Raw genomic sequence first — 24,704 nt, 5'->3', positions numbered from 1 at the left:
CTCGGTCCTGCTCTTCGAATCGCTCGCAGGCTCGCTCATGCTCTTCGAATCGCTCGCAGGCTCGCTCATGGGGTCCAACCTCCGTAGGCGGGGTCGTGGGGGTCGAGGGGGAGGGACACGTCGCGGCCCTCCCGGGCCGAGACGTACAGGGCGGTGATCAGCTCGAGCGAGGCCCGGGCGTCGGCCAGCGTGACCGGGAGCTCGGTGCCGTCGGAGAGGGCAGCGTCGAAGCGGTGGAGCTGGCCGATGTAGCCCTCGGGGGGCAGGTCGAGGCCGTCGAGGGCCCGGTGGATCTCCTCGTCGACCTCGGGGGAGTCGGCGGTGAGGGTCCACGGGTCGGCGGAGCTGGTGTAGGGCTCGGTGCCGCTCTCGGCCGAGAGGTTGGCGTAGGTGAAGCGGTGGCGGGTGATCTCGGCGGGGGAGCCGAGGGTGGCCGAGATCGACGCCAGCGACCCGTCGGCGAGCTCGAGGGAGGCCACCGCGCAGTCCTCCACCTCGATGGGGTTCACCCGGGTTGCGGTGCGGGCGAACACCTGGGCCACCGGGGCGCCGACGTAGGTGAGCATGTCGAGGGCGTGCACGGCGTGGCTGAGCAGCACGCCGCCGAGCTCGGTCTGCCACCGGCCGCGCCACGGCACGGCGTAGTAGTCGGCTCGCCGTCGCCACGAGACCTCCACGTTGGCGGTGTGGGCGTCGCCGGCCACCCCGGCGTCGACGAGGTGCTTGAGCTTCTGCAAGCCGTGGCCCCAGCGGTACTGGAAGATGGGCATCACCCGCCGGCCGCTGGCGGCCTCGGCCGCCACCACCCGGTCCAGGGCGGCGAGGGAGCCCACCAGGGGCTTCTCGCAGATGACGTGCTTGCCGGCGGCCAGCACGGCCTCGAGGTGCTCGAGGTGCAGGTTGGGAGGAGTGCAGAGGTCGACGACGTCGACGTCGTCGCGCCCGCACACCTCGGCCAGGTCGCCGTGGGCGCTGACCCCCCGCAGGCGCCCGGCCAGCTCCTCGGCCTTGGCCCGATCGAGGTCGCACACGCCCACGATCTCGAAGCGGTCGCGCAGCTTGGCGTAGGCGGCGACGTGCTCGCGGCCCACGTTGAGGCCGACCACGGCCACCCGCCGACGCTCAGCCAACCTCGGGCACCACGTGGGGGTAGTGGGTGCGGCACGGGAAGCACCAGCGCTCGGTGCCGGGCGCCAGCTCGGTTCGCCCTTCGGTGTCCCAGGCCTCCGGCGTCACGTACGCCCGCCGGACCTCCACGAGGTCTCCCTCCTCGGCGCCGCAGCTGTCACAGGTGCCGGTCGAGCCCGTGGTCATGGCCGGAACCTACCTCGCCCTGGTCGGGCGCCGCCGGGGCCGGTACGCTCCGAGGTGCTGCCGGCAGCCATTGGGGCGCTGGACGGCTTGGAGGTCCACCATGGTTGCTCGCGTCACCGCTCCGTCGGTCCGTGCCCGCAAGGTCGCGCACGGCGACGACCCGCTCGTGATGGTCACCGCCTACGACGCGCCCGGCGCGCGCATGGCCGACGAGGCGGGCGTCGACCTGATCCTCGTCGGCGACTCGGTGGCCATGGTCGTCCTGGGCTACGACGACACGCTCCAGGTCACCGTCGACGACCTGGCTCACCACACCGCGGCGGTCACCCGCACCGGCCCTCGCGCCATGGTGGTGGCCGACCTCCCGTGGCTGAGCTACCACGTGTCGGTGGAGGACACGGTCCGCAACGCTGCCACGCTCGTGCGCGCCGGCGCCGCCGCCGTCAAGCTCGAGGGGGGCGCCAAGCGGGTGCCGATGGTCGAGGCCATCGTCGCCGCTGAGATCCCGGTGATGGGTCACATCGGCCTCACCCCCCAGTCGGTCAACGCCATGGGGGGCTTCAAGGTGCAGGGCAAGGAGGCCGGGGCGGCGCGGGCCCTCGTCGACGACGCCCTCGCCCTGGTAGAGGCCGGCGTGTTCGCCATCGTGCTCGAAGGCGTGCCCGATGCCGTCGCCCGCATGGTCACCGAGGCCGTGCCGGTGCCCACCATCGGCATCGGCGCCGGGCGCCACTGCGACGGCCAGGTGCTGGTGCTCCACGACGTGCTCGGTCTCGAGGACCGCATCGCCCCCAAGTTCGTGCGCCGCTACGCCACGCTCAAGGCCGACGGCGTCGCCGCCCTGTCCCACTTCGCCGACGACGTGCGCAGCGGCGCCTTCCCCTCGGAGGCGGAGACCTACCACCTGGCGCCCGATGTGGCCGCCGCCCTCGGCGTGGATGGCGCCGACGGTCCCGCCGAGGCCGTTGAGGTCGCCGGGCTCTACGGCGGTGGCACGATGTCTGCGTGACCGACCGACCCGAAGCCAGCGGGCGGCTCGCCGACCTGGCCGACGAAGCCCGGGAGGCGGCAGAGTCGATCGAGGTCTGGATCGCCCGGGCGGTGTGGGTGGTGCTGCTCGCCGGGGTGGCCGCCTTCTTGGTGGCGGGCGCCGACCGGCCGGCGGACCCCTTCCTCGTCCGTCCCGACGGGACGGTCATCGAGCGTTGAGCACCCGGTGTCGTCTGCTGCTCGTGGTCGTCGTCGCCCTGGTGGGCGCCGCGTGCGCGGGCGACGGAGGCGGGAGCGAAGCGGCGCCCACCACCACCACGACCACCCCCACCACCACCACGACCACCCCCACCACGACCACCACGACCGAGGCCGAGGGGCCCCAGGCCGGCCGCAGGCCGCTGGAGGGCGTCTCCGAGGTGGCCATCCGGATCAGCCCGGAGGGGGCGGCCGCCGCTGTGTGGTGCGCCATGCTCGCCGAGGACCAGGCCGCCCGCAGCCGGGGGCTGATGGAGCAGCTCGACCTCCGGGGCTACGACGGGATGGTGTTCCGGTTCCCCGAGCCGTCCGAGGGTCGGTTCTTCATGCGCAACACCCGCATCCCGCTCTCCATCGCCTTCTTCGCCCCAGACGGGGCCTTCGTCTCGGCCACCGACATGGAGCCGTGCCCCGACGACGTCGAGCGCTGCCCCACCTACGGTGCCGACGCCCCCTACCTCCACGCCCTCGAGGTGGCCCAGGGCGACCTGCCCGCCATGGGGGTGGGTCCCGGCGCCGTGCTCAGCTTCCCCGGTGGGGGCTGCCCCGCCTGAGCGGGCCGGCCGGTTCACTGTCACACCCTCTCCGTAGGTTTGTGGCTGTGGACAGCGGCCCGTACCATGACGAGTTCCAATCAGTGCCCTGCCCCCGACCGTCGGGGGCCCCGAGTGCTCCGCGCCGGGTCCAGAGGGAGGTGTCGGCTCGCACATGCGGCCTTACGAAGTCATGATCATCCTCGAGGGGAGCCTCGACGAGTCAGCGGTCCAGTCGCTGATCAACCGCTCCACCGAGCTGCTCGAGTCGCGCGACGGCGTCGTGAACCGGGTCGACAAGTGGGGGACGCGCCGCTTCGCCTACGAGATCGACAAGAAGCAGGAGGGCATCTACGTCCTGCTCGAGATCACCGCCGGCAACGAGGCCGTCGAGCCGTTCGACAACTTCCTCCGCCTGGCGGACGAGACCGTGCGCCACAAGATCGTCCGGGTGCCCGAGCACGCTGCCGGCCGCACCCGACCCACCGTGTCCGACGAGGCCCTCGAGGCCGCCGTCGGCGGTCGTGACGAGTAGAGCGAGGATGCGCAATGGCTGACAACACCGTGACCGTGATCGGGAACCTGACCCGAGACCCCGAGCTGCGCTACACCGGCGGCGGGCAGGCGATGGCCAAGTTCGGCCTCGCCGTCAACCGTCGCTGGCAGAACCGCCAGACCAGCGAGTGGGAGGAGCAGGTCTCCTTCTTCAACGTGGTCGCCTGGGCCGAGATGGCCGAGAACGCGGCCGAGTCCCTGCCGAAGGGGGCCCGCGTGATCGTCACCGGCCGCCTCGAGCAGCGCTCGTGGGAGACACCCGAGGGCGAGAAGCGCTCGGTGGTCGAGATCCGAGCGGACGAGATCGCGCCGAGCCTGCGTTGGGCGACGGCGAAGGTGGAGCGCACCGAGCGGAAGGGTGGCGACGGCTCCGGCAGTGCCCCCTCCGGCGGTGGTGGCCGGTCCGTGAGCAACGAGCCGCCGGCCTATGACGACGAGGAGCCTTTCTAGATGGGACGCAAGTCGAAGCCCACACCGCGCGCCGAGCGCAAGGGCAAGGGCAAGGACAACGGCAAGAAGTTCAAGAAGAAGCCGTGCATCTTCTGCAAGGACCGGATCGAGTGGGTCGACTACAAAGACGTCAACCTCCTCCGCCGGTTCATGTCCGACCGCGCCAAGATCCGGGCCCGTCGGGTCACGGGCAACTGCGCCCAGCACCAGCGCGACGTGGCCATGGCCATCAAGCTGTCGCGCGAGCTGGCCCTGCTGCCCTACGCCGTGCGCGTGACCTCCAGCCGCGGTGGTGGCCGAGGCGGCCGTCGTGACGACCGCGGCGGCGACCGTCCGCCGCGCGACGAGCGCCCGCCCCGTCCCGGCCCCAACGACGCCCCGCCGCCCCCCGGCGGTGCCGAAGGCGTCGAGGGTGGCGAGGGCTTCGAGGATGTGGGCGACGACGGGTCGATGGCCGAGGTCGGCGTCACCACCGAGGAGGCGTGATGAAGGTCATCCTCCGCGCCGATGTCGCCGAGCTGGGCAAGCGTGGCGACGTCCTCGACGTGGCCGACGGCTACGCCCGCAACTTCCTGGTCCCGAAGGGCCTGGCCATGAAGGCGTCCGAAGGCGCCATCGCGCAGGCGTCGCTCATGCGCCGGTCTCGCGACACCAAGGACGCCGCCGACCGCGGCGTCGCCGAGGAGGTCGCCCGCCAGCTGGTGCCCCGGGTCATCCAGCTCGAGGCCAAGGCCGGGGCCGAGGGCAAGCTGTTCGGCTCGGTCACCGCCATCGACATCGCCGAGGCCGTGCAGGCCCAGACCGGCATCGAGCTCGACCGGCGCAAGCTGGTCATCGAGGAGCCGATCCGCGAGCTCGGCACGCACCGGGCGATCGCCAAGCTCCACTCCGACGTCGAGTTCCCGGTGACCGTCGAGGTCACCGCCTCGACCTCCTAGGTGATGCGGGCCCCGGGCGCACGTCGCCCGGGGCTCCCGCACCTTGGTCCGGCGGCAGGCCCCCGGACGCGCGCGCCCCGGGGCCAGGTGGCTTCTCCACAGGGATCCGCGTCTTCTCCCCCGACAACTCACAGGCTTGTTCCCCTAGCGACCCACAGGCTCGACCAAGAAGGGTGGTGACATGGCACTCGCCGAAGTCCCCCAGCCGCGGTCGTCGCGGCCCGCCGGTCGCGTGCCTCCCCACAACATCGAGGCCGAGGAGTCCCTCCTCGGTGCCATGCTCCTCAGCAAGGACGCCATCGTCGCCGCCACCGAGGTGGGCGTCACCGCCGGCGAGTTCTACAAGCCGGCCCACGGCCACATCTTCGAGGCCATCACCTCGCTGTACGGCGCCGGTGAGCCGGCCGACCCGGTCACCGTCGCTGAGGAGCTGAACCGGGCCGGCCTGCTCGAGCCCATGGGCGGCCCCGCCCTCCTCGTCACCCTGCAGGCCAACACCCCCGCCACGTCGAGCGCGGCCCGCTACGCCCGGATCGTGAGCGAGCACGCCCTCCTGCGCCGCCTCATCGGCGTCGCCAACGAGGTCGCCGAGATCGGCTACGGCCTGCCAGACGACGTCGTCGCCGCCGTCGACCTGGCCGAGTCGATGGTCTTCGACGTCGCCCAGCGGCGCCAGAGCGACACCATGGCCCCCATCCGGGAGCTCCTCGACGCCAGCCTCACCCGCCTCGAGATGCTCTACGAGAAGGGCGACGCCATCACCGGCCTGCCCACCGGCTACCACGGCCTCGACGAGCTCATGTCGGGCCTCCAGCCCTCCAGCCTCGTGATCGTCGGCGCCAGGCCCGCAACTGGCAAGGCGTTGGCCCTTGACACCCCGGTCCCCACGCCCACCGGCTGGAGCACGATGGGTGAGCTGCAGGTCGGCGACCAGGTGATCGACGAGCGCGGCCAGCCGTGCCACGTGCTCTACACCTCGCCGGTGTTCCCCGACCATCGCTGCTTCGAGGTCCGCTTCGACGATGGGAGCACGATCGTCGCCGATGCCGGCCACCGGTGGCTGGCTTACGACCTGCCAGCCTGGAAGTCGCACCGTGCCCGCACCGACCGCATGGCCGCTGGCCCTCCCGCCAAACCGTCGTTGGCACGCGACCAGTCGGCGCGGATGCGCCACCCTCGAGTCGTCACCACCCAGCAGATGGTCGACGAAGGGGTGCGGACCGGTGGCGACCGCCCGAACTGGTACCTGCCGCTCGCCGCCCTCGACCTCCCCGATGCCGACCTTCCCGTCGACCCTTACGTGCTCGGCTGCTGGTTGGGCGACGGGGGGGAGGAGCACATCCCCCGGGCCTACTTGCGGGCGTCGCAGAAGCAGCGGCTCGCGCTGCTCCAGGGGATCATGGACACCGACGGCACCGTTGCCCGCTCGGGTGGCGGTGTCGAGCTGTGCCTGGCCAACCGGGAGCTGCTCGAGCAGGTGTGGGAGCTGGTGGCGTCGGTGGGGCACAAGCCCAACCCGATCTCCCACAAGCAGATCCCGCTCGGCGATGGCCGGTTCGCCGAGGCCTGGCGCTTCCGCTGGACACCACTCGACCCGGTGTTCCGCCTCCCCCGCAAGGTGGCGGGGCTGGCCGAGGTGGTCAGCACCCGTCGCAACGGGCGGCACACCCGCCGGGCGATCACCGAGATCGTCGAGGTGCCGTCGGTGCCGACACGCTGCATCGCCGTCAGCTCGCCTAGTCATCTCTTCTTGGCCGGCCGGGCCATGATCCCCACCCACAACACCGCTTTTGCGCTGGGCATGGCGGCGCACGCTGCGCTCGAGGTGAACCGGCCGGTGCTGTTCTTCTCGCTCGAGATGAGCCACCTCGAGATCACCCAGCGCATCCTCTCGGCCGAGGCACGGGTCGACGCCACCCGCATGCGCAACGGTCGCCTCGCCGAGGCCGACTGGACCAAGATCAGCCACGCCATCGGCCGCCTCGCCGAGGCGCCGCTCTACATCGACGACAACCCCCAGGCCACGGTCATGGAGATCCGCTCCAAGGCGCGGCGCCTCAAATCCCGCGTGGGCGACCTCGGCCTCGTCGTGGTCGACTACCTCCAGCTCATGACCGGGCGCGGCCGGGCCGAGAACCGTCAGGTCGAGGTGTCGGAGATCAGCCGGGGGCTCAAGGTGCTCGCCCGCGAGCTCGAGTGCCCGGTGGTGGCGCTGTCGCAGCTCTCCCGTGGCCTCGAGATGCGTGCCGACAAGCGCCCGATGCTCGCCGACCTCCGTGAGTCGGGCAGCCTCGAGCAGGACGCCGACGTGGTGATGTTCCTGTACCGCGACGAGCTGTACAACACCGAGTCCGCCGACCGGGGCACGTGCGAGGTCCTGGTGGCCAAGCACCGCTCCGGGCCCACCGGCATGGACCGCCTCGCCTTCCTCGACCACTACACCCGCTTCGCCAACATGGCCAAGGGGGTCTGAACGACCCGATGGCGGCCCTCCGCACCGTCCACGCCCCCGGCGGCATGGTGTGCTCGGTCGACCACCTGGCCTCGTCGGCCGGCGTCGCCCTGCTGCGTGCCGGTGGGACCGCCGCGGATGCCGCCGTGGCGGCCAGCGCCGTCCTTGCCGTCACCACCCAGCACATGTGTGGGATGGGCGGCGACCTCTTCGCCTTGGTGGGCGACGGCAGCGGCCCGCCGACGGCCCTGGCGGCAGCCGGGCGCGCCGGGTCCGGGGCCGACGCCGAGGCAATGCGGGCCGAGGGCCTCGCGGCGATGCCCTTCCGTGACGACGTGCGCTCGGTCACCGTCCCCGGCTGCGTCGACGGGTGGCTCGCCCTGCACGCCCGACACGGCCGCCTCCCCCTCGCCGACGTCCTCGAGCCGGCCCGCCGCTACGCCGAGGACGGCTTCCCGGCTTCACCGCTCCTCGCCTCCTCCTCCGCCCTCATCGCCGAGGTGGCCGGCGCCGGCGACTTCCTCCGACCCGGTGGGCTCCGCGCCGGTGACCGGGTCCGCCGTCCGCTGGTGGCCGCCGCCCTCGCCGGCATCGCCGCGGGCGGCCGGGAGGCCTTCTACGGCGGCGACTTCGGGGTCGGGCTGCGGGCGCTCGGCGAGGGGCTGTTCGCCGTCGACGACCTCGCTCGCGACCAGGCGGTGTGGGAGGAGCCGCTGTCGGTGCGGGCGTGGGGCCACGACGTCTGGACGGTGCCGCCCCCCTCGCAGGGCTACCTGGCGCTCGCGGGTGCCGCCATCGCTTCGGGCCTCGATCTGCCCGACGACCCCGACGACCCGGCGTGGGCCCACCTGCTGTCGGAGGCGGCCCGGGTGGCCGGCGCCGACCGGCTCGAGGTCCTCTTCGACGGCGCCAACGGTCACGCGCTCCTCGACGGCGAGCAGATGGCACGCCGGCGCGCCACGATCGACCCTGCCCGCCGGTCCGCCCCCGGGGCCCCCACGGCTGGTGGCGGCACCATCTACCTCTGCGCCGTCGACGGCGAGGGGATGGGGGTGTCTCTGATCCAGTCCAACGCTGCCGGGTGGGGCGCGCACCTGGTGGTGCCGGGCACCGGGATCTTCCTGCAGAACCGCGGCATCGGCTTCAGCCTCGCCGCCGGCCACCCGGCCGAGCTCGCCCCCGGCCGGCGCCCGCCGCACACCCTGTTGCCGGTGCTGGTCACCGGGGACGACGGGTCGCTCGTCGCCGTGCTCGGCACCATGGGCGGCGACATCCAGCCCCAGGTGGTGCTGCAGCTGCTGGCCCGGATCCTCCACCACGGCGAGTCACCCGGCCGGGCGGTCGGCGGTTCCCGCTGGTCCCTCGGCGACGGCGGCTTCACCACGTGGGAGGGCGCCGGCCCGCAGCCCACCACCATCGAGGCGTCCGCACCCGACAGCTGGGAGCAGGGCCTGGCCTCCCTCGGCCACGACGTGGTGCGCGCCCGACCTGGTGCCAACCTGGGCCACGCCCACGCCATCGTGGTGGGCCCCGACGGCATGCTCGCCGGCGCTGCCGACCCCCGCGCCCTCACCGGCGCCGCCGTCGGGCTCTGAGGCCACCCCTGCGGCCGCCCACGGCGCGGTCGCGCTCTACGCTCGGCCCGTGTCCCCCCTCGGCGACGACCTGCTGGTGCTCCTGGTCCTGGCCCTCGGCGCGGCCATGGTGGTGGGCAGCGCCATGGCCCTGGTCCGCCCGCCCCCCGAGGGCCGGGACGACACCGACCTGGCCCGCGCGCCGGTGGGTCGCTCGGTGGTGATGATCGTGGTGGGTGCCGTGGCCGCCCTCTGGGCCATCGCCAGCCTGCTGACCGGCTGACCTGGTCCTAGGGCAGGTAGTTGCGCGGGTTGCGGGCGGCGCCGTTGACCCGGGTCTCGAGGTGGAGGTGGGGTCCGGTCGACCGGCCGGTGTTGCCCACGTAGCCGATGAGCTGGCCTTGGCTGACCCGTGTGCCGTTGCGGGCGACGATCGAGCTCTGGTGGGCGTAGAGGGTGGTGAAGCCCCCGCCGTGGTCGATGATCACGGTGTGGCCGTAGCCGCTCATCCAGCCGGTGAAGAACACGGTGCCGTCGGCGCCGGCCCGGATGGCGGTGCCGGTTGGAGCGCCGATGTCGATGCCGGCGTGCTGGCGGCCCCAGCGGGTGCCGAACTCGGAGGTGACCCGGCCCGAGGTGGGCCAGATGAGGCGGGCGCCGGACGAGGAGGGGGCCGACTCCTGGCGGGGGGTGGGCGCCGGCGCGGGAGCCGGCTCGCCACCTCGGGCGGGAGGTGCGCTCCGGCGGCGCTCGGCGGCGGCCCGGTCGGCGGCGGACTTGGCAGCTGTCCGCTGCGCAGCCAGGCGCTCCTCCTCGAGGCGGCGCTGCTCGGCGGCGCGCTCCGCGATGATCCGGGTGAGCTCCTCCTCCTGGGCGGAGAGCTGGTCGGCCTCGCGCCGGAAGTCCTGGATCCGCTCGTCGAGGGCGGCCTTCACCTCCGCCTGCTGGGCACGGGAGTCCTCGAGGTCGGTGAGCGTGGTCGCGACCTCGTCCCTTCGGGCGGCGGCCGCGGCCGCGGCCCGCTCGGTCTGGGCCCGCTGGGCGACGAGGTCCTCCTCGGCCTCCCGGAGCTGGGCCACCACGTCGGCGTCGTTGCCGGACACCGCACCGAGGAGCGAGCGGTTGCGGGCCACTTGGGCGATGTCGCTCGAGCGGAGGAAGGCATCGAGGTCGAACGACGGGGGGTTCTTGAACTCCGAGACAGCCCGCTCCACGACGAGCGCCTTGAGCTCGGCGATGGCGGCCACCCCGGCGGCCAGCTCGGCCTCTGCCGCCACGACCTGCTCCTCGGCGGCAGCGACCGCGCTGCGGGCCGCGCCGAGCTCGCCCTGCTGGGCGGCGATGGAGGCGCGCAGGGCACGGTCGGCCTGGGCGAGCTCGGCCTCGGTGGCGGTCAGGGTGTCGAGCTCGGCGCTCACGGCAGCACGGCGCTGCTGGGCCTCGCGGCGCTCGGCCTCGGGGTCGCTCTGGGCTCCGGCCACCGGAGGCACCCCGGCGACGACCGCCACCAGGACGAACAGCGCGAACCAACCCCGACGTACGACGACCAACATGCTCCTCACCACGGTTGGCGTCGGGGCGCGAGCCGTCCCGGAGCCGTGCGCTGTGTGTCGATGAGGTTACGGAACGTTGACGGTTCGGGCAAGGCACCCCGCTCGCGCCGTGCCCGCGCCCGGCGCCCGGCGCCCGACACCGGGGGTAGCGTCAGCGGATCGACGGAGGGGGTAGGCATGGCAGAGGTCCGGCGTCGCTCGTGGTGGGGCTGGGGGTGGGCCGACGAGGCCCTCACCAGTGAGCAGGTGGCCAAGATCGGGGCGTCCATCGCCACCCGTCCCGGCTTCGGCGACGTCGAGCAGCGCGACGCACCCGATGCAGCCGACCTCGACCTGCGACCTCCGCGCGTCGACGCGCCCGACGCCCTGGCCGCCCGCTGCTCGGCCGACCCCGATGACCGCGCCGGGCACACCTACGGCAAGTCGTTCGTCGACACCGTGCGGGGCTTCCGGGGCGAGCTGCCCCACCCACCCGACCTCGTGGCCCGCCCGGCCGACGAGGCCGACGTGGTGGCCATCCTCGACTGGTGCGCGGGGGCGGGCATCGCCGCCATCCCCTACGGCGGTGGCTCGTCGGTGGTCGGTGGTGTGGGGTGCGACGTGGGCGAGGGCTACCGCGGCGTGGTGTCGGTCGACCTCACCGCCCTCGACCGGGTGGTGGAGATCGACCGCACCTCGCGCGCGGCGCGGGTCCAGGGCGGCACGCTCGGCCCGGTGCTGGAGGACCAGCTGCGGCCCCACGGGCTGACCCTGCGGCACTTCCCGCAGTCGTTCGAGTTCTCGACCGTCGGCGGGTGGATCGCCACCCGGTCGGGAGGCCACTACGCCACCAACCACACCCACATCGACGACTTCGTGGAGTCGGTGCGGGCGGTGACCCCCGCCGGGGTGCTCGAGTCGCGCCGGCTGCCGGGCTCGGGTGCCGGCCCGTCCCCCGACCGGCTGCTCCTCGGCTCGGAGGGGATCCTCGGGGTCATCACCGAGGCGTGGCTGCGGCTCCAGGACCGTCCACGGTTCAAGGCCACCGCCGGGGTGCACTTCGCCACCTTCGCCGAGGGCGCCGCCGCCGCCCGGGCGGTGGTTCAGGCAGGGCTGTGGCCGTCGAACCTCCGGCTCCTCGACCCGGCCGAGGCGGCCGGATCGGCCGGCGTGACCGACGGCTCGGCGCTGCTGGTCGTGGGCTTCGAGTCGGCCGACCACCCCCTCGACGCCTGGGTGGCGAGGGCAGTCGAGCTGTGCGCCGACCACGGAGGCACCGTTCCCGAGGGCATCAGGTCGTCGTCCGACGAGGGGGCCGCTGGCACCTGGCGCGGCTCGTTCCTCCGGGCCCCCTACGGGCGCGATGCCGTGGTGGCGCTCGGCTGCATCGCCGAGACCTTCGAGACGGCGTGCACGTGGGACGCCTTCGACGAGCTGCACGGCGCCATCACCGAGGGGGTCGAGCTGGCCCTGCGCGAGGTGTGCGGCGGGGGCACGCTCACCTGCCGGTTCACCCACGTCTACCCCGACGGCCCGGCGCCCTACTTCACCGTGCTGGCCCCCAGCCGCCACGGGTCACAGGTCGAGCATTGGGCGGAGGTCAAGGCGGCGGCAGGGGAGGCCATCCTCGCCGCCGGCGGCACCATCACCCACCACCACGCCGTGGGACGCGACCACCGTCCCTGGTACGACCGTCAGCGGCCCGACCTCTTCGCCGACGCCCTCCGCTCGGCCAAGGCCACGCTCGACCCCGCTGCCACCCTCAACCCCGGGGTGCTCATCGATCCGTGAGCGGCGCTGCGCTCCGCGGCCGTGGTGGGTGGACGAACAGCGTGGCCGCGGCCAGCAGCAGTGAGGTGCCGCAGAGGACGTTGAGCACCGGGGTGTACGACCCGAACACGTCCAGACCGAGCGACACGATGAGCGGCCCCACCGCGCTGGCTCCCACCCCGGCGGCCATGACCACCCCCCGGATCTGGCCGATGCTGGCGATGCCGAACCAGCGGGGGAGGGCGGTGGCCTCGATGGTGCGGATCGACGACGCGGCGATCCCGAGGACGGCCCCGTAGAGGGCGGCGGTGGCCGTGCCGCCGATCACCTGGACCAGCGCTGCCGACGCCCCGAGCAGGACCAGGCCGATGGCGGTCAGCAGCCGCGGTGACACCCGGTCGGCGTAGCGGCCGGCGGTCAGGGCGCCGGCGGCGCTGGCGATGGTGAGCGGGAGGAACGTGGCCGCCGCCTGGGTGGCGGAGAGGCCTCGCCCGGTGAGCAGGTCGATGTGGTGGAACATGAGCCCGGTGCCGATGAGGGCCGCGAGCGCGGTGGCGCCGGTCATGGCCCAGAAGGCAGGGTGGCGGAGCACCTCGGCGACCGGCCAGGAGGGCAGCACGATGGGCGAGCCGGTGCCGGTGCCGTGGTGATCGGGCTCCACCTCGTTCGTCCGCGGGTCGCGGATGAGCCAGACCCCGAGCGGGAGGACGACGGCCCACGCGGCCAGACCGAGCACCACCCAGGCCGTGCGCCACCCGACGGCCCGGATGAGCACCGCCGAGGCGATCGGCACCAGGGCCATGAGCGCCCCTCCGGCGGCCGCCTTGATGCCGTTGGCCAGCCCCCGTCGCTCGTCGAACCACACCGCGACGGTGGTGGTGGCGGTGAGGGTGAGGGCCCCCTGGCCGAGGATGCGGGTGCCCGCGAAGCCCAGCGCCAAGGTGACGAACCCGGTGACGCCGGACATGGCGATGAGCACCGCTCCGAAGCCGCCGCCGAAGGCGAGGGTGGCGAAGCGGACCCCCCGACGGTCGATGAGCCGCCCCGCCGCGGGCATGGTCAGTGCCCCGCAGAGGGTCCCCACGAGGTAGGCCGACGAGACCCCCGACCGCGACAGGTCGAGATCGGTGGCGAGGTGGTCGACGAAGACCGATACGCCGACCGTCTGGCCGGGTCCCGTGGCTCCCTGGATGACCACCGCACCGGCCAGCACCAGCCACGGCAGCCGCTGAGCCCGGCGGTCGGCGCCCGCCACTGGGGCGGGCCTGGTCGTCAAGGTCGGTCGGGCCCCGACCCGGTCACCGGGTCGAGGCGGCGGTGGCAGCCCGCACGATCAGGTCGGCGACGGTGTCGAGATCGAGCGCCGTGGAGTCGATGAAGAGGTGGAAGAGCGCCGGGTCGCGCCAGTCGCGCTGGTACAGCCGGCGCCAGTACAGCGCCCGGACCTCGTCGGTCTTCTCCAGCCGGCGCCGGGCGGTGTCCTCGTCGAGGTCCTCGATCTCCATGCCCTGGAGCAAGCGTCGCTCGGCGGGGCCGTCGAGGCGGACGCGGTAGGCCTCGGGCAGGACCGCCGACGCCGCCCATCCGAGCACCACCCCACCGGCGCCGCTCGAGGCGAAGGCGTGGAGGCGCGCCTCGGCCTCTCGCCGGACCGTCCGGTCGGGGTGCTCGACGGTCTCGGTGACGGGGCTCAGCTCGCTCGGGGTCGCGGCGAGGGCGCTGATGATCCGCTGCCAGAGCCCGCGCTCGAGCTCCTCTTCGGAGACGGCGGCCTCGCGGACCTCCTCCTCCATGCGCTGGCTGTCTCGGGCGGCGACGGCCCGGTCGAGGTAGGCGACCCCGAGGCGCTCGGCCACCAGGGGGGCGATGACGCTGCCTCCCGCCCCGTAGCTCGCAGACACCGCGATGACCCGCACACCGCCTCCTGATCGTCGACCTCCACACACGATGCCAGGGATCGTGCCCGGGGGGTGACGCGCCAGTGGCCGGGCAAGGGGCACGGCTCCTCAGCGTGCCGAGCGCTCGGCCAGCGCGTCGAGGGCCTCGATCAGCCGGTCGCAGGCCCAGTCGAGGTCGTGGCGTTGGATGTTCAGCGGTGGGGCGATGCGGATCGTCGAGCCGTGGGTGTCCTTGACGAGGACCCGGCGGCGCATCAGCTCCTCGCACAGGGCCCGGGCGGGGCCGAGGGAGGGAGCCAGGTCGACACCGGCCCACAGTCCTCGCGCCCGAACGGCGGTGACGTGGTGGCGGGGGAGTGCCGCCAGCCGGCATGCGAGGACCTCACCCATCGCCGTCGCCTGTCGCTGGGGTTCGTCCGACTCGAGGAGGTCGAGCACCGCGAGCCCGACCGCGCACGACAGCGGGTTTCCACCGAAGGTCGACCCGTGCCGGCCCGCGGTCAGGACCCCGAGCATGTCGGCGCTGCCCACCACGGCGGAGACGGCCACGATGCCCCCACCGAGCGCCTTGCCGAGGAGGTAGGCGTCGGGGCGCACCCCCTCGTGGTCGCAGGCGAACGTGCGGCCGGTCCGGCCGAGGCCGGACTGGATCTCGTCGGCGACGAGGAGGATGCCGGCGTCGTCGCACAGTTCGCGCACCGCCCGCAGGTAGCCGTCCGGCGGGATCCGCACCCCTGCCTCACCCTGGATCGGTTCGACGAGCACCGCCACCGTCCGGGGCGTGACCGCCGCCGCCATGGCGGCGGCGTCGCCGAAGGGCACGACCGTGAACCCGGGGCCGAACGGCCCGAAGCCCTCCCTCGCCTCGGGATCGGTGGAGAAGCCGACGATGGTGGTGGTGCGACCGTGGAAGTTCCCGTCGCACACGATGATCTCCGCCTCCCCGTCGGGGACCCCCCGCCGGAGCATGCCCCAGCGGCGGGCCGCCTTGATGGCCGTCTCCACCGCTTCGGCGCCGGTGTTCATCGGCAGCACCATCTCCTGGCCGCACAGCGCCGCCAGCCGCTCGCAGAACAGCGGCAGCCGGTCGTTGCCGAACGCCCGGGAGGTCAGTGTCACCAGGTCGAGCTGCGCCTTGGCGGCCGCCACGAGCGCCGGATGGCGGTGACCGAAGTTCAACGCCGAGTAGGCGGACAGCAGGTCGAGGAGGCGCCGCCCCTCGTCGTCGGTGACCCACGACCCTTCGGCGGCGGTGAGCGTCACCGGTAGGGGGTTGTAGTTCGGGGCGGCCCACCGCCCGTCGGGGCTCTCCTGCGGTGCGGTCGGTGTGCCCACGCCCGTTCAGTCCCGGCCCTGCCACGTGCTGATGCACGCTTCATTGCCCTCGGGATCCGCGAGGACCCAGAACGCGGGTGCTGCGTCGTCGGACACCAGGGTGCCGCCGGCCGCCAGCGCTGCGGCGATCCGCGCCTCGGCGACGTCGTGAGGGACGGTCACGTCGATGTGGATCCGGTTGCGCTGGGGGCGGGGGGCGTCCATCTGCTGGAACCAGACGGCTGGGCCGCGACCGTAGGGATCCACGCACTCGTCGTCACCCGCACCCTCGTAGCCGAGGACCGCCTCCCAGAAGGGCTTCACGGCGGAGATGTCGAGAGCGTCGACGGCGATCTCCATCTGGGCCACCGCCGTCGGCTCTGCGGGGATGCCGAGCTCGGCGGCGATCGTCGAGATCGTGCGGGCGAGGTCGACATCGCGGGTGGTCAGGCCGCCTGTCTCGTGGGTGGTGAGGAGGACGTGGACGCGCGGGTAGGTGATGGTCAGGTCGGGGTGGTGGTCGGCGTCGTCGGCCGCGGCGCCGATGCGGGCGGCGAGCTCGACGCCGGCAGCGAACGAGCCGGTGCGGAACGACGCCTGGAGCGTCTTCAGCAGCACTCGCCAGTCATCCAGCTGCTCGCTTCCGCTGACCTGGTCCGCCGTGAGCCTCTGGGTCGCGTCCATCTACCAAGGTTGCCAGGGCGGGGCTCTGCGTGAGCGGCGTGCACGCTCACGCGGTGAGCGGTCGCTCCGAGCGCCGAGACGACCTCGCGCGTTTCCGGTTCTGTCTATCGTGTGGCGGTGGCGGATCAAATGCCGGTCGTGGATGCAGATGGTTGTCGACTCGACCTCCGGCGGCTGCTCGCGTCCGTCGAGACTGCCCCGCCGGTGGGGGCCGTCGACGCCCTGGCGGCCGAGCTCGTCCGGATGCTCGACGCCACCGAGGTGAGTCTCCTGGTCGCAAACTTCTCGGGGACGGCCGCCGTGCGGATGTCGCACGTCACCAGGAGCGAGGGTGGCATGGCCGACGGACGCAACGAGCGCAAGGAGTCGTTCCCGCTCAACGGGTCGCCACGCCATCGAGTCCTCACGAGCCAGGAACAGGTGGTCGAGTCCCACGGAGACGGCTGGCGGGTCCTCGTCCCGGTCACCGAGCGCGGCGACGCCATCGGCATCCTCGAGCTCACGCTCCCGCACCGCCCTGACACCGAGACCCTCCGGTACCTCACGTCTGCCGCGCACGCCCTGGCGTACACGGTGGTCGCGGCCCGCCGGCACACGGACCTGTTCGAGTGGGCGCAGCGCGATGTGCCGTTCTCGCTCCCGGCCGAGATCCAGCGTCGCCTGCTGCCCGACTCCTACACCGTCGAGGGCGGCCCGTTCACGCTCGCCGGCTGGCTGGAGCCGGCAGCGAGCGTCGGTGGCGACACCTTCGACTACTCCGTCGATCGTGAGTACCTGTACGCCTCCGTCAGCGACGCGGTTGGTCATGCCATTGGCGCCGCGCTGCTCGCCACCCTTGCGGTGGGGAGCCTCCGCAACACCCGTCGGTCAGGGGCGTCTCCACGCGAACAGGCCAACGCGGCGAACGCCGCGCTGATCGACAGTTCCGCTTCTGACGAGTTCGTCACGGCCCAGATCCTGCGGATCAGGATCGCCGACGGCGCCGTCGACATCGTCAATGCCGGCCATCCCCTGCCGTACCTCCTCCGAGACGGCGCAGCGGCAGCAGTCGACCTGACTCCGGGCCTGCCACTCGGCATCTCTCGCGACTCGTACGAGACCCACAGACTGACGCTCGAGCCCGGCGACCGCCTGCTGATCGTGACCGACGGGTTCCTCGAGCGGAACGCCGACATCGCCATCGGCGACATCCTCGTGCACTCCGCTGACCGGCACCCCCGCGAGGTCGTCCGTGAGCTCGCGCGAGACGTGCTCGACGCGACCGGTGGCGACCTCCGCGATGACGCGACCGTCCTCTGCATCGACTGGTACGGACCGCGTGGTGTCCGCAACGCCACCGGAGGAGCCAGCCTCGATCGGGCCACGTCCGGCTGACCTCAGGTCAGAGACCGGGAAGCGCAGTGGGTTGGATTGGAGCGGGTGACGGGAATCGAACCCGCGTTCTCAGCTTGGGAAGCTGATCGGAGGGGGTTCCTGACCAGCCGGTTCAGCGCGAACTCCCTGGTCACAGCGTTTTAGCGTGTCCGTCCGTGACCGCCAGAAGCCGCCCGTGACCGTCCGTCAGGTCACGCCAAGGTCACGCCGGAGCCGAGATGAGCGCGGGATCGGACTCTGCGGAACCCCGCGGCCACCTACGAGCTCGGTCCGGTGCCGGGAGGCACAAGCTCAGTCGAGGGTCCACCAGTAGTTGACATCGCCGAGAGGCTTCCGATCCCCGCCGAGAGACTCGTAGAGCGCTTGGGCCGTCTCGTTGTGCGCACCCGTCGAGAGCCAGAACTTGGTTGAGCCGTGCCTGCGCGCGAGCACCATGGCCTCGGTGATGAGCGCCGTCGCGATGCCTTGTCGCCGCCACGCCTCGCGCACGTCCAACTCGTGCACGTAGGTGGTCAACCGTCCGCTGGGCGAGCGCATGTGCAGACCCCACGCCAGGCCAGCCGGAGTTCGGCCGACGTACGCGCCGAGCGCAAAGGATGTTGGGTCCTCGAGGAACGCTTGCGGCCCGGCACCGTCGGTTGAGAGGGAGGGATCGAAGTCTGGGAGCACCGCCGCGAACAGCTCGACCAGCACATCCGGCTGTCCCACCTGCAATTCGCGGATCTCGACCACAGTCGCTCCTTCCGAGAGTGTGGCGACGGATGCCGGGATCGTCATCAACCACCCAGAGCCTGTCACCCACCGGCGCTTGCCGCGGGGCGGTTCCGTAGATATCCGGTGTGTGGACTGCGTCCAGATCCGGCGACTGCCCGAGCGTCCGCGTCGTTATCGCGACGCAGCCCGCCTGAGCGGGCGCGAGACTGCCGAGAGTGTGGAGCCGGCATCGTTCTACACGGGCATCGTCGCCGAGCTCTACGCGCCCCTGAAGTCGGCGTCGCAAGACCCTGAGTCGTACGCCCGCTTCATCGAAGCCTCGGGCCAGCCTGCCCTCGAGCTCGGCTGCGGCAACGGCGATCCGCTTCTCGAGCTGCGTCGACGCGGCCTCGACGTCGATGGCGTCGACTCGTCAGCCGACATGCTCGCGATCTGTCGCCGACGCGCCGCCGACGACGGTCTCGACGTCACGGTGCATCACCAGGCGATGGAATCACTCGACCTTCCCAGGCGCTACCGGTCGATCTTCCTTGCGGGCCCCACCTTCAACCTGCTGCCGGACGACACCACGGCGACGCGAGCGCTGGAACGAATCCGTGACCACCTCGACGAGGGCGGCTCCGCCCTCGTTCCCCTGTTCGTCCCGACGCCGACGGCCGAAGATGCGCTCGGCCAACCACGCTCTGCGACTGAGCCGGACGGGTCCACCATCAGCGTCACTGCCATCGCCGAGGAGCGCGACGACGAGGCGCGGACGCAACGCACGACCCTCCGCTACGAACGGGTCACCGCGGGACGGCGAACGACGGTCGATCGACCATGGGTGCTCCACTGGCACACGCAGGACGGCTTTCGCAGGCTCGCGTCATCGGTGGGACTCGCAACGGTCGCAGTCCTCGACGCAGCCGGCCGTCCCGCGAAGGAAGACGCCACCGTGTTCGTCTTCTGGCTGCAATCGGAATCCCAATGAACGACCAGAGTGCGGCCTCATTCTGAGCGCATAAGTGCCGATCGCGCGGGCCGTCGATCGCGGATAACACCTGGCTGCGACACCTGGGGTGGGTCTCCGAAGCCGGCGGGGCGCCCAGAACGTCGTACCGAGTCGCGGGCGCCAGGTCGGTGGCCGAGGCGGGAAACCCTGAGGGCCCTCGGTCGCGCTGACCGCTAGGAACCGTCACTGACCGTTCCCAGATTCCCTCGCGAGATCCCGGGCCGCTCAGCGGCCTAGTGGAGTATCGACACCTTTTTCGAGCCGACAGGCCCCGCGGACCACGAACAAGGTAACTTGACGTAGTGGAACCCGTCGTCCTGGCAAGCGCCCGGAGGCACGGGATACACGATGACGACATGCTCCATGCCTACCGCCACCCGATCCGAGTCTTCGAGAGCGACGACCTCACCATGGTCATCGGCGGGGATCGCGCCGGCCGACCCCTCGAGGTGGGCGTGGTCACGTCCGAGGATGGCGTCGAGTTCGTCGTCCACGCCATGGCAGCCCGCCCGAAGTTCCTGAGGTGACACCGATGCCCCGATCGATCCAGGACATCCTCGACCACGCCGACGAGCTGGCCCAGCGCTTCGAGGACTACGAGCCCTCGCCCGACGACGAGGTGGACGTCGCCGAGCACCTGTTGCGGCGCGCCGCCCTGGCGCGCGCTCGCACCGAGCACCAGATCGCCGAAGCCGTCGTCGCCGCCCGCGCCGCCGGGCTGTCGTGGAAGCGCATCGGCGACCAGCTCGGCACCTCGGCCCAGGCGGCCCAGCAGCGCTACGGCAGCTTCGTCGAGACCCCGTGACGCGCCGCCGTGGCTCCCCAGGAGCCGCCCCGTTAGGTCACGCCAAGGTCACGCCGCCCCTCCCGGCGCGACGAAGGCCCCGGTCGGAGGGGCGCCGCAGCGCCCTGACCAGGGCCTTCGAGTGGAGCGGGTGACGGGAATCGAACCCGCGTTCTCAGCTTGGGAAGCTGATGTTCTGCCTCTGAACTACACCCGCGGCGTCGCGCACTCTACTGCTCGGCGAGGAGGACACCCGTCGGGGCCCAAGGCGTGACCCGCCGGCAGGAGCTCCGGTGGGCCACCATGGGCCCATGCGCGATCGCCCCTTGGTGTACCTCGCCGGGCCGCTGGGGTTCACCGAGCCCGGCCGCCGCTTCCACGACGAGGTGGTGGTCCCCGCGGTGCGGGCCGCCGGCTTCGACGTCGCCGACCCGTGGACCGGCGGAGGCGACATCGAGACCGCCCTCGGCATCGTCGACCACGACGAGCGGCGCCGGGCGCTGGTCCGGGCCAACCGGGCCGCGGGGGCGGCCAACGCCTCGATGATCGACCGCGCCGACGGTGTGCTGGCGGTGCTCGACGGTTCCGACGTCGACTCGGGCACCGCGGCCGAGATCGGCTACGCCGCCGCGCTCGAGGTCCCCGTCGTGGGCTGGCGCAGCGACCTGCGCGACAGCGGCGACAACGAGGCCACCGTGGTGAACCTCCAGGTCGAGCACTTCATCGAGCGCTCCGGTGGGGTGATCGAGTCCAGCCTCGACGGCGCCATCGCCGCCCTCTCGGCCGCCGTGGCAGGCTGACGTCCGTGGAGCGCGACGACTACCTCACCCACCTGCGCCGGGACGGGCACCGGATGGCCGACCTGGCCGAGGGCGACCTGTCGGCCCCGGTGCCGACGTGTCCTGACTGGACCCTCGCCGAGCTCGTCCGGCACACGGGCAACGTCCACCGATGGCAGACGGCCGCCGTCCGGGACGATCCCGCCGAGTTTCCGGATCCGGCCACCTGGCGCCTTCCTCCCGCCGAGGGCCAACCGCTCGCCGACTGGTTCCGGGCCGGTGTCGACGAGGCCGTTGCCGTCCTGTCAGCCGCGACGCCGGGCGAGCGCCGGTGGACGTGGGCCGGCCCCGGCACCACCGACTTCTACTTCCGGCGGATCGCCCAGGAAACCCTGGTGCACCGGATCGATGCCGAGCTGGCCGCAGGGGTCGAGCCGGAGCCGGTCGATCCCGGCTTCGCGGTCGACGGCATCGACGAGATGTGCGACGTCTTCATCCCCCATGCCGAGGGCCAGCCCGTCGGCGGCAGCGGCGAGACCCTCCACCTGCACGCCACCGACGCCACGGGAGAGTGGCTCTTCACCATGCACGGCGACCACGTGGAGGTTGCACGCGGCCATGCCAAGGGCGACGCGGCCGTGAGGGCGACGGCGCGGGACCTGCTCCTCATCTCGTGGGGCCGAGACCCCCTCGGCGAGCTGGAGGTCTTCGGTGACGAGTCGGTCGTGGCGCGCTTCCGGACCGCCGCCGCCCTCTGATGTCGATGCGGAACCTGACCCTCGACCGGTGATGTTCTGCCCCTGAACCACCCCCGCGAGGGGCCACGTCCCACCTCCGTCGCCGTCACCGGTCGGCGCTAGGGTCGGCAGCCGTGATCCTCTCCGACCGGACCATCCGCGAGCAGCTGGCTGCGGGCCGCATCGTCATCGAGCCCTTCGACGAGGCCGACATCCAGCCGTCGTCGGTCGATCTGCACATCGACCGCTTCTTCCGGGTGTTCCGCAACCACACGATGGCCCACATCGACGTGAAGCAGGACCTCGAGGAGCTCACCGAGCTGGTCGAGGTGGGCGAGGACGACGTCTTCATCCTCCACCCCGGCGAGTTCGTCCTCGGCTCAACCGCCGAGCGGGTGGCGCTGCCCGACGACCTGGTCGCCCGCCTCGAGGGCAAGAGCTCCCTCGGCCGCCTCGGTCTGCTCATCCACAGCACCGCGGGATTCGTCGATGCAGGTTGGGACGGCCACCTCACGCTCGAGCTCTCCAACGTGGCCACGTTGCCGATCACGCTCTACCCGGGCATGAAGATCGGCCAGATCAGCTTCCTGCAGATGACCACTGCTGCCGACCAGCCCTACGGCACCGGCAAGCTCGGCTCGAAGTACCACGGCCAGCGGGGTCCCACCCCCAGCCGCTACTTCGAGAACTTCCGCCCCCGCCGCTAGCGAGGGTGGGCCGCTACTCGGCCGGCTCGACCTCGGGGTCGGTGTCCTCGCCGGCGCCGCCACCCACCTTGATGTCCTCGGCGGGGTTGCGGCGCGCGCCGTTGGCGACGGTGGGGTGCTCGAGGGCTTCGAGGAGGTGGATGGAGATGTCGGCCACGCGCACCTCATCCTCCTCCTTGCCGGCCCCCTTCACGCCGTCGTCGAGCATGATGTAGCAGAACGGGCAGGCGGTGGCGACGCGCGTGGCCCCGGTGGCGATGGCCTCCTGGGAACGCTCGTCGTTGACCTTCTTGCCGACCGTCTCCTCCATCCACATGCGGGCACCACCGGCGCCGCAGCACATGCCCTTGGTGCCGGTGCGGCCCATCTCGACCACCTCGACGCCGGCGATGGCGCCCACCACCTTGCGGGGCCCCATGTAGATGTCGTTGTGGCGGCCGAGGTAGCACGAGTCGTGGTAGGTGATCCGCTCGTCGAGGCGGGCACCGGACACATCGAGCTGGCCGGAGTCGATGAGGTGGCTCAGCAGCTGGGAGTGGTGGATGACCTCGTAGTGGCCGCCGAGCTGCGGGTACTCGTTCAGCAGGGTGTTGAAGCAGTGCGGGCACTGGGTGACGATCTTCTTGACCGCCATGCCGTCGAGCGTCTCGATGTTCTGCATGGCCAGCATCTGGAAGATGTACTCGTTGCCCGAGCGGCGGGCGGGGTCGCCGGTGCACATCTCCGAGGGGCCGAGGATGGCGAAGTCGAGCCCGGCGCGCTGCATGAGCTTGGCGGTGGCCTGGGTGACCTTCTGGTTCTTGTCGTCGAAGCTGCCGGCGCAGCCGACCCAGTAGAGGTACTCGTGGTCGAGCTCGCTACCGGGCTCGACCACGTCGATGCCCTCGAGGTCCTTGGCCCACGCGGCGCGGTCGTCCTGCGCCATCCCCCACGGGTTGCCGGAGTTCTCCATGGAGCGGTAGGCGCTGCCGAGCTCGGAGGGGAAGTTGGACTCCATGAGCGACAGGTAGCGGCGCATGTCGAGGATCTTGTCGAGGATCTCGATGTTGACCGGGCAGATCTCGTCGCACGCCTTGCACGAGGTGCACTGCCAGATCTCCTCGGCGGTGATCCGCTCGAACATGGCGTTGGACGAGATGGTGATGTCGCGGTCGACGCCGAGGGGAGGCGACACCGGCGAGCCCGCAGCGGTGGCGGCCATGACCTCTCCGGTCTTGAGCACGATCTCGCGGGGGTCGAGGGCCTTGCCGGTGGCATGCGCCGGGCACACGCTGGTGCAGCGGCCGCACATGGTGCAGGCGTCAGTGTCGAGCAGCTGCTTCCAGGTGAAATCCTCGATGACGCTGGCACCGAAGGTCTCGAGCTCGGTCTCCATGAGGTTGGGCATGGCCTTCATGGCGCCCTTGGGGCGCTCGCGGTCGCGCAGGTACATGTTCAGCGGGCTGGTGAACATGTGACGGAGCATGGTGATCGGGAGGATCACGAGGAAGGTGAAGAAGGCCACCACGTGGGTGATCCACTGCGAGCGGTGCCAGCTCGAGAGGGCCTCGGCGCTGAGCCCATCGACCAGACCCGAGAGCGGGTACCCGATGAACGACCAGACCTCGTGGTCGGGCCGGCCCTCGAGGGCGATGCGGAACATCTCGGTGGTGAACCCGGTGATGCCGAGCACCAGGAAGGTGGCGAGGATCAGGGCGTGCTCGGGCTTGGACTTGATGCGGATCCGGTAGACGCGCTGGATGTAGCGGCGGTAGATGGCCCATGCCACCCCGATGGTGAACACCACCCCGGCGAGGTCGCCTACGAAGGCGTAGCCCCGGTAGACGTCGCCGTGGAGGAACTTCAGCACCGGCGGCATCTGGTGGTCGATCTCGAGCACCGTGGTGACCGCCAGCAGTGTCAGGAACCCGAAGTAGATCATCGAGTGCATGAGCCCGGCGCCGCGGTCGCGCAGCAGGGTCTGCATGTAGACGCCTGCCCGGAAGTCCTTCAGGCGTCGGCCCACGTTGGCCTTGGTGGTGGCCCGCCGGTCGGGGGCGCCCCGCTCCCAGTTCCGGACCCGGAGCGAGAAGTGCCAGGCTCCCCAGATCAGCAGCACCGGGGTGACCGAGTAGAAGGCCAGCACCCACGCGTCGGGGATGTTGCCGAAGACCGTGCGGTGGACTGGGTCGTCGGTCTCGAAGTGGAACAGCGTCGCCGCCACCCACGATCCGATGGTGACGATCGAGAAGCCGATGCCCACCGCCAGGGCGACCGAGCTCGCCTTCACCTTGGGTCGCTTGGACGTGGGCGCCTCGTCGGACGATGGCGCCGGCTGCTCCGTGGTGGTTGCCATAGCGCCGGTCAGGCTAGACGC

General features: G+C 72.0%; 26 protein-coding genes, 1 tRNA gene and 1 pseudogene. 18 read left to right on the top strand and 10 right to left on the bottom strand.

What is annotated here, in order from left to right; translation table 11 throughout:
* Positions 1 to 65 precede the first annotated feature (65 nt).
* Together VMN58_10555 and VMN58_10550 are read right to left on the bottom strand one after the other, a co-directional pair.
* Positions 66 to 1,112, bottom strand: a complete 1,047-nt coding sequence (locus VMN58_10555; GenBank protein HUF33632.1) for a Gfo/Idh/MocA family oxidoreductase — start codon at positions 1,110 to 1,112, stop codon at positions 66 to 68.
* Positions 1,113 to 1,122: 10 nt separating this feature from the next.
* Positions 1,123 to 1,314 (bottom strand): hypothetical protein, encoded by a 192-nt coding sequence (locus tag VMN58_10550; protein ID HUF33631.1) that lies wholly within the window; start codon positions 1,312 to 1,314, stop codon positions 1,123 to 1,125.
* 100 nt (positions 1,315 to 1,414) lie between these two features.
* Here VMN58_10550 and panB point away from each other — a divergent pair, with 100 nt between their 5' ends.
* The 10 genes and pseudogenes from panB (at position 1,415) to VMN58_10500 (ending at position 9,347) form a co-directional block, all read left to right on the top strand.
* Complete coding sequence (gene panB, locus VMN58_10545) at positions 1,415 to 2,323, top strand: 3-methyl-2-oxobutanoate hydroxymethyltransferase (GenBank protein ID HUF33630.1); 909 nt, start codon at positions 1,415 to 1,417, stop codon at positions 2,321 to 2,323.
* On the top strand, positions 2,320 to 2,523 hold the full coding sequence (locus tag VMN58_10540) for a hypothetical protein (GenBank protein HUF33629.1): 204 nt from the start codon (positions 2,320 to 2,322) through the stop codon (positions 2,521 to 2,523). The genes panB and VMN58_10540 overlap by 4 nt, the downstream gene beginning before the upstream one ends.
* On the top strand, positions 2,520 to 3,116 hold the full coding sequence (locus VMN58_10535; protein ID HUF33628.1) for a DUF192 domain-containing protein: 597 nt from the start codon (positions 2,520 to 2,522) through the stop codon (positions 3,114 to 3,116). Before VMN58_10540 ends, VMN58_10535 begins: the two co-directional genes overlap by 4 nt.
* 154 nt (positions 3,117 to 3,270) lie before the next feature.
* On the top strand, positions 3,271 to 3,630 hold the full coding sequence (rpsF, locus tag VMN58_10530) for a 30S ribosomal protein S6 (GenBank protein ID HUF33627.1): 360 nt from the start codon (positions 3,271 to 3,273) through the stop codon (positions 3,628 to 3,630).
* A gap of 14 nt (positions 3,631 to 3,644) precedes the next feature.
* Positions 3,645 to 4,100, top strand: a complete 456-nt coding sequence (ssb, locus tag VMN58_10525; GenBank protein HUF33626.1) for a single-stranded DNA-binding protein — start codon at positions 3,645 to 3,647, stop codon at positions 4,098 to 4,100.
* A pseudogene (gene rpsR, locus VMN58_10520) lies at positions 4,101 to 4,367 on the top strand (30S ribosomal protein S18).
* Positions 4,368 to 4,585: 218 nt separating this feature from the next.
* A complete protein-coding gene (gene rplI / locus VMN58_10515; protein ID HUF33625.1) occupies positions 4,586 to 5,038 on the top strand; it encodes a 50S ribosomal protein L9 in 453 nt (150 codons plus the stop codon).
* Positions 5,039 to 5,219: 181 nt separating this feature from the next.
* Complete coding sequence (gene dnaB, locus VMN58_10510) at positions 5,220 to 7,511, top strand: replicative DNA helicase (GenBank protein ID HUF33624.1); 2,292 nt, start codon at positions 5,220 to 5,222, stop codon at positions 7,509 to 7,511.
* 8 nt (positions 7,512 to 7,519) lie between these two features.
* Complete coding sequence (locus tag VMN58_10505) at positions 7,520 to 9,085, top strand: gamma-glutamyltransferase (GenBank protein ID HUF33623.1); 1,566 nt, start codon at positions 7,520 to 7,522, stop codon at positions 9,083 to 9,085.
* Between the two features lie 49 nt (positions 9,086 to 9,134).
* Entirely contained in the window at positions 9,135 to 9,347 is a 213-nt protein-coding gene (locus VMN58_10500) for a hypothetical protein (protein ID HUF33622.1), read from the top strand.
* Between the two features lie 7 nt (positions 9,348 to 9,354).
* On the opposite strand, the gene VMN58_10495 is transcribed toward VMN58_10500, so the two are convergent.
* Complete coding sequence (locus VMN58_10495) at positions 9,355 to 10,617, bottom strand: peptidoglycan DD-metalloendopeptidase family protein (protein ID HUF33621.1); 1,263 nt, start codon at positions 10,615 to 10,617, stop codon at positions 9,355 to 9,357.
* Between the two features lie 177 nt (positions 10,618 to 10,794).
* On the opposite strand from VMN58_10495, the gene VMN58_10490 reads away from it, so the two are divergent.
* A complete protein-coding gene (locus VMN58_10490; GenBank protein ID HUF33620.1) occupies positions 10,795 to 12,387 on the top strand; it encodes an FAD-binding oxidoreductase in 1,593 nt (530 codons plus the stop codon).
* On the opposite strand, the gene VMN58_10485 is transcribed toward VMN58_10490, so the two are convergent.
* From VMN58_10485 to VMN58_10470, 4 genes are all read right to left on the bottom strand, one after another.
* Positions 12,374 to 13,621 (bottom strand): MFS transporter, encoded by a 1,248-nt coding sequence (locus VMN58_10485; protein ID HUF33619.1) that lies wholly within the window; start codon positions 13,619 to 13,621, stop codon positions 12,374 to 12,376. The two genes, VMN58_10490 and VMN58_10485, sit on opposite strands and share 14 nt — an antisense overlap.
* A gap of 43 nt (positions 13,622 to 13,664) precedes the next feature.
* The gene (locus tag VMN58_10480; protein HUF33618.1) at positions 13,665 to 14,282 is read right to left on the bottom strand and encodes a cytidylate kinase-like family protein; all 618 of its coding nucleotides are present in this window, start codon (positions 14,280 to 14,282) and stop codon (positions 13,665 to 13,667) included.
* A gap of 90 nt (positions 14,283 to 14,372) precedes the next feature.
* On the bottom strand, positions 14,373 to 15,599 hold the full coding sequence (rocD, locus tag VMN58_10475) for an ornithine--oxo-acid transaminase (protein ID HUF33617.1): 1,227 nt from the start codon (positions 15,597 to 15,599) through the stop codon (positions 14,373 to 14,375).
* A gap of 6 nt (positions 15,600 to 15,605) precedes the next feature.
* The gene (locus tag VMN58_10470) at positions 15,606 to 16,262 is read right to left on the bottom strand and encodes a 4a-hydroxytetrahydrobiopterin dehydratase (protein ID HUF33616.1); all 657 of its coding nucleotides are present in this window, start codon (positions 16,260 to 16,262) and stop codon (positions 15,606 to 15,608) included.
* Positions 16,263 to 16,466: 204 nt separating this feature from the next.
* On the opposite strand from VMN58_10470, the gene VMN58_10465 reads away from it, so the two are divergent.
* Positions 16,467 to 17,636, top strand: a complete 1,170-nt coding sequence (locus VMN58_10465; protein HUF33615.1) for a PP2C family protein-serine/threonine phosphatase — start codon at positions 16,467 to 16,469, stop codon at positions 17,634 to 17,636.
* A 291-nt stretch (positions 17,637 to 17,927) separates the two neighbouring features.
* Here the strand turns inward: VMN58_10465 and VMN58_10460 are convergent, their stop codons facing one another.
* Entirely contained in the window at positions 17,928 to 18,368 is a 441-nt protein-coding gene (locus VMN58_10460) for a GNAT family N-acetyltransferase (protein ID HUF33614.1), read from the bottom strand.
* Between the two features lie 109 nt (positions 18,369 to 18,477).
* Between VMN58_10460 and VMN58_10455 the strand changes: the two genes are divergently transcribed.
* The 3 genes from VMN58_10455 to VMN58_10445 all read left to right on the top strand — a co-directional run bounded on the left by VMN58_10455 (position 18,478) and on the right by VMN58_10445 (position 20,146).
* Entirely contained in the window at positions 18,478 to 19,320 is an 843-nt protein-coding gene (locus VMN58_10455) for a class I SAM-dependent methyltransferase (GenBank protein ID HUF33613.1), read from the top strand.
* Positions 19,321 to 19,697: 377 nt separating this feature from the next.
* Positions 19,698 to 19,868, top strand: coding sequence for a hypothetical protein (locus VMN58_10450; GenBank protein HUF33612.1), 171 nt, complete (start codon positions 19,698 to 19,700; stop codon positions 19,866 to 19,868).
* Between the two features lie 5 nt (positions 19,869 to 19,873).
* Positions 19,874 to 20,146 (top strand): hypothetical protein, encoded by a 273-nt coding sequence (locus tag VMN58_10445; protein HUF33611.1) that lies wholly within the window; start codon positions 19,874 to 19,876, stop codon positions 20,144 to 20,146.
* 122 nt (positions 20,147 to 20,268) lie between these two features.
* Here the strand turns inward: VMN58_10445 and VMN58_10440 are convergent.
* Positions 20,269 to 20,342 (bottom strand) — tRNA-Gly (locus VMN58_10440).
* A 94-nt stretch (positions 20,343 to 20,436) separates the two neighbouring features.
* Between VMN58_10440 and VMN58_10435 the strand changes: the two genes are divergently transcribed.
* The 3 genes from VMN58_10435 to dcd all read left to right on the top strand — a co-directional run bounded on the left by VMN58_10435 (position 20,437) and on the right by dcd (position 22,348).
* Positions 20,437 to 20,925, top strand: a complete 489-nt coding sequence (locus VMN58_10435; protein ID HUF33610.1) for a nucleoside 2-deoxyribosyltransferase — start codon at positions 20,437 to 20,439, stop codon at positions 20,923 to 20,925.
* 5 nt (positions 20,926 to 20,930) lie between these two features.
* Positions 20,931 to 21,662 (top strand): maleylpyruvate isomerase family mycothiol-dependent enzyme, encoded by a 732-nt coding sequence (locus VMN58_10430; GenBank protein ID HUF33609.1) that lies wholly within the window; start codon positions 20,931 to 20,933, stop codon positions 21,660 to 21,662.
* A gap of 113 nt (positions 21,663 to 21,775) precedes the next feature.
* On the top strand, positions 21,776 to 22,348 hold the full coding sequence (dcd, locus tag VMN58_10425) for a dCTP deaminase (protein ID HUF33608.1): 573 nt from the start codon (positions 21,776 to 21,778) through the stop codon (positions 22,346 to 22,348).
* Between the two features lie 13 nt (positions 22,349 to 22,361).
* On the opposite strand, the gene VMN58_10420 is transcribed toward dcd, so the two are convergent.
* Positions 22,362 to 24,683: a heterodisulfide reductase-related iron-sulfur binding cluster gene (locus VMN58_10420; GenBank protein HUF33607.1), complete on the bottom strand. Its 2,322-nt coding sequence runs from the start codon at positions 24,681 to 24,683 to the stop codon at positions 22,362 to 22,364.
* Between the last annotated feature and the right edge of the window lie 21 nt (positions 24,684 to 24,704).

This window comes from Acidimicrobiales bacterium (genome assembly GCA_035512495.1).
GTDB lineage: Bacteria > Actinomycetota > Acidimicrobiia > Acidimicrobiales > CADCSY01 > DATKDW01.
This window is presented reverse-complemented; position numbering and strand designations above follow the sequence as displayed.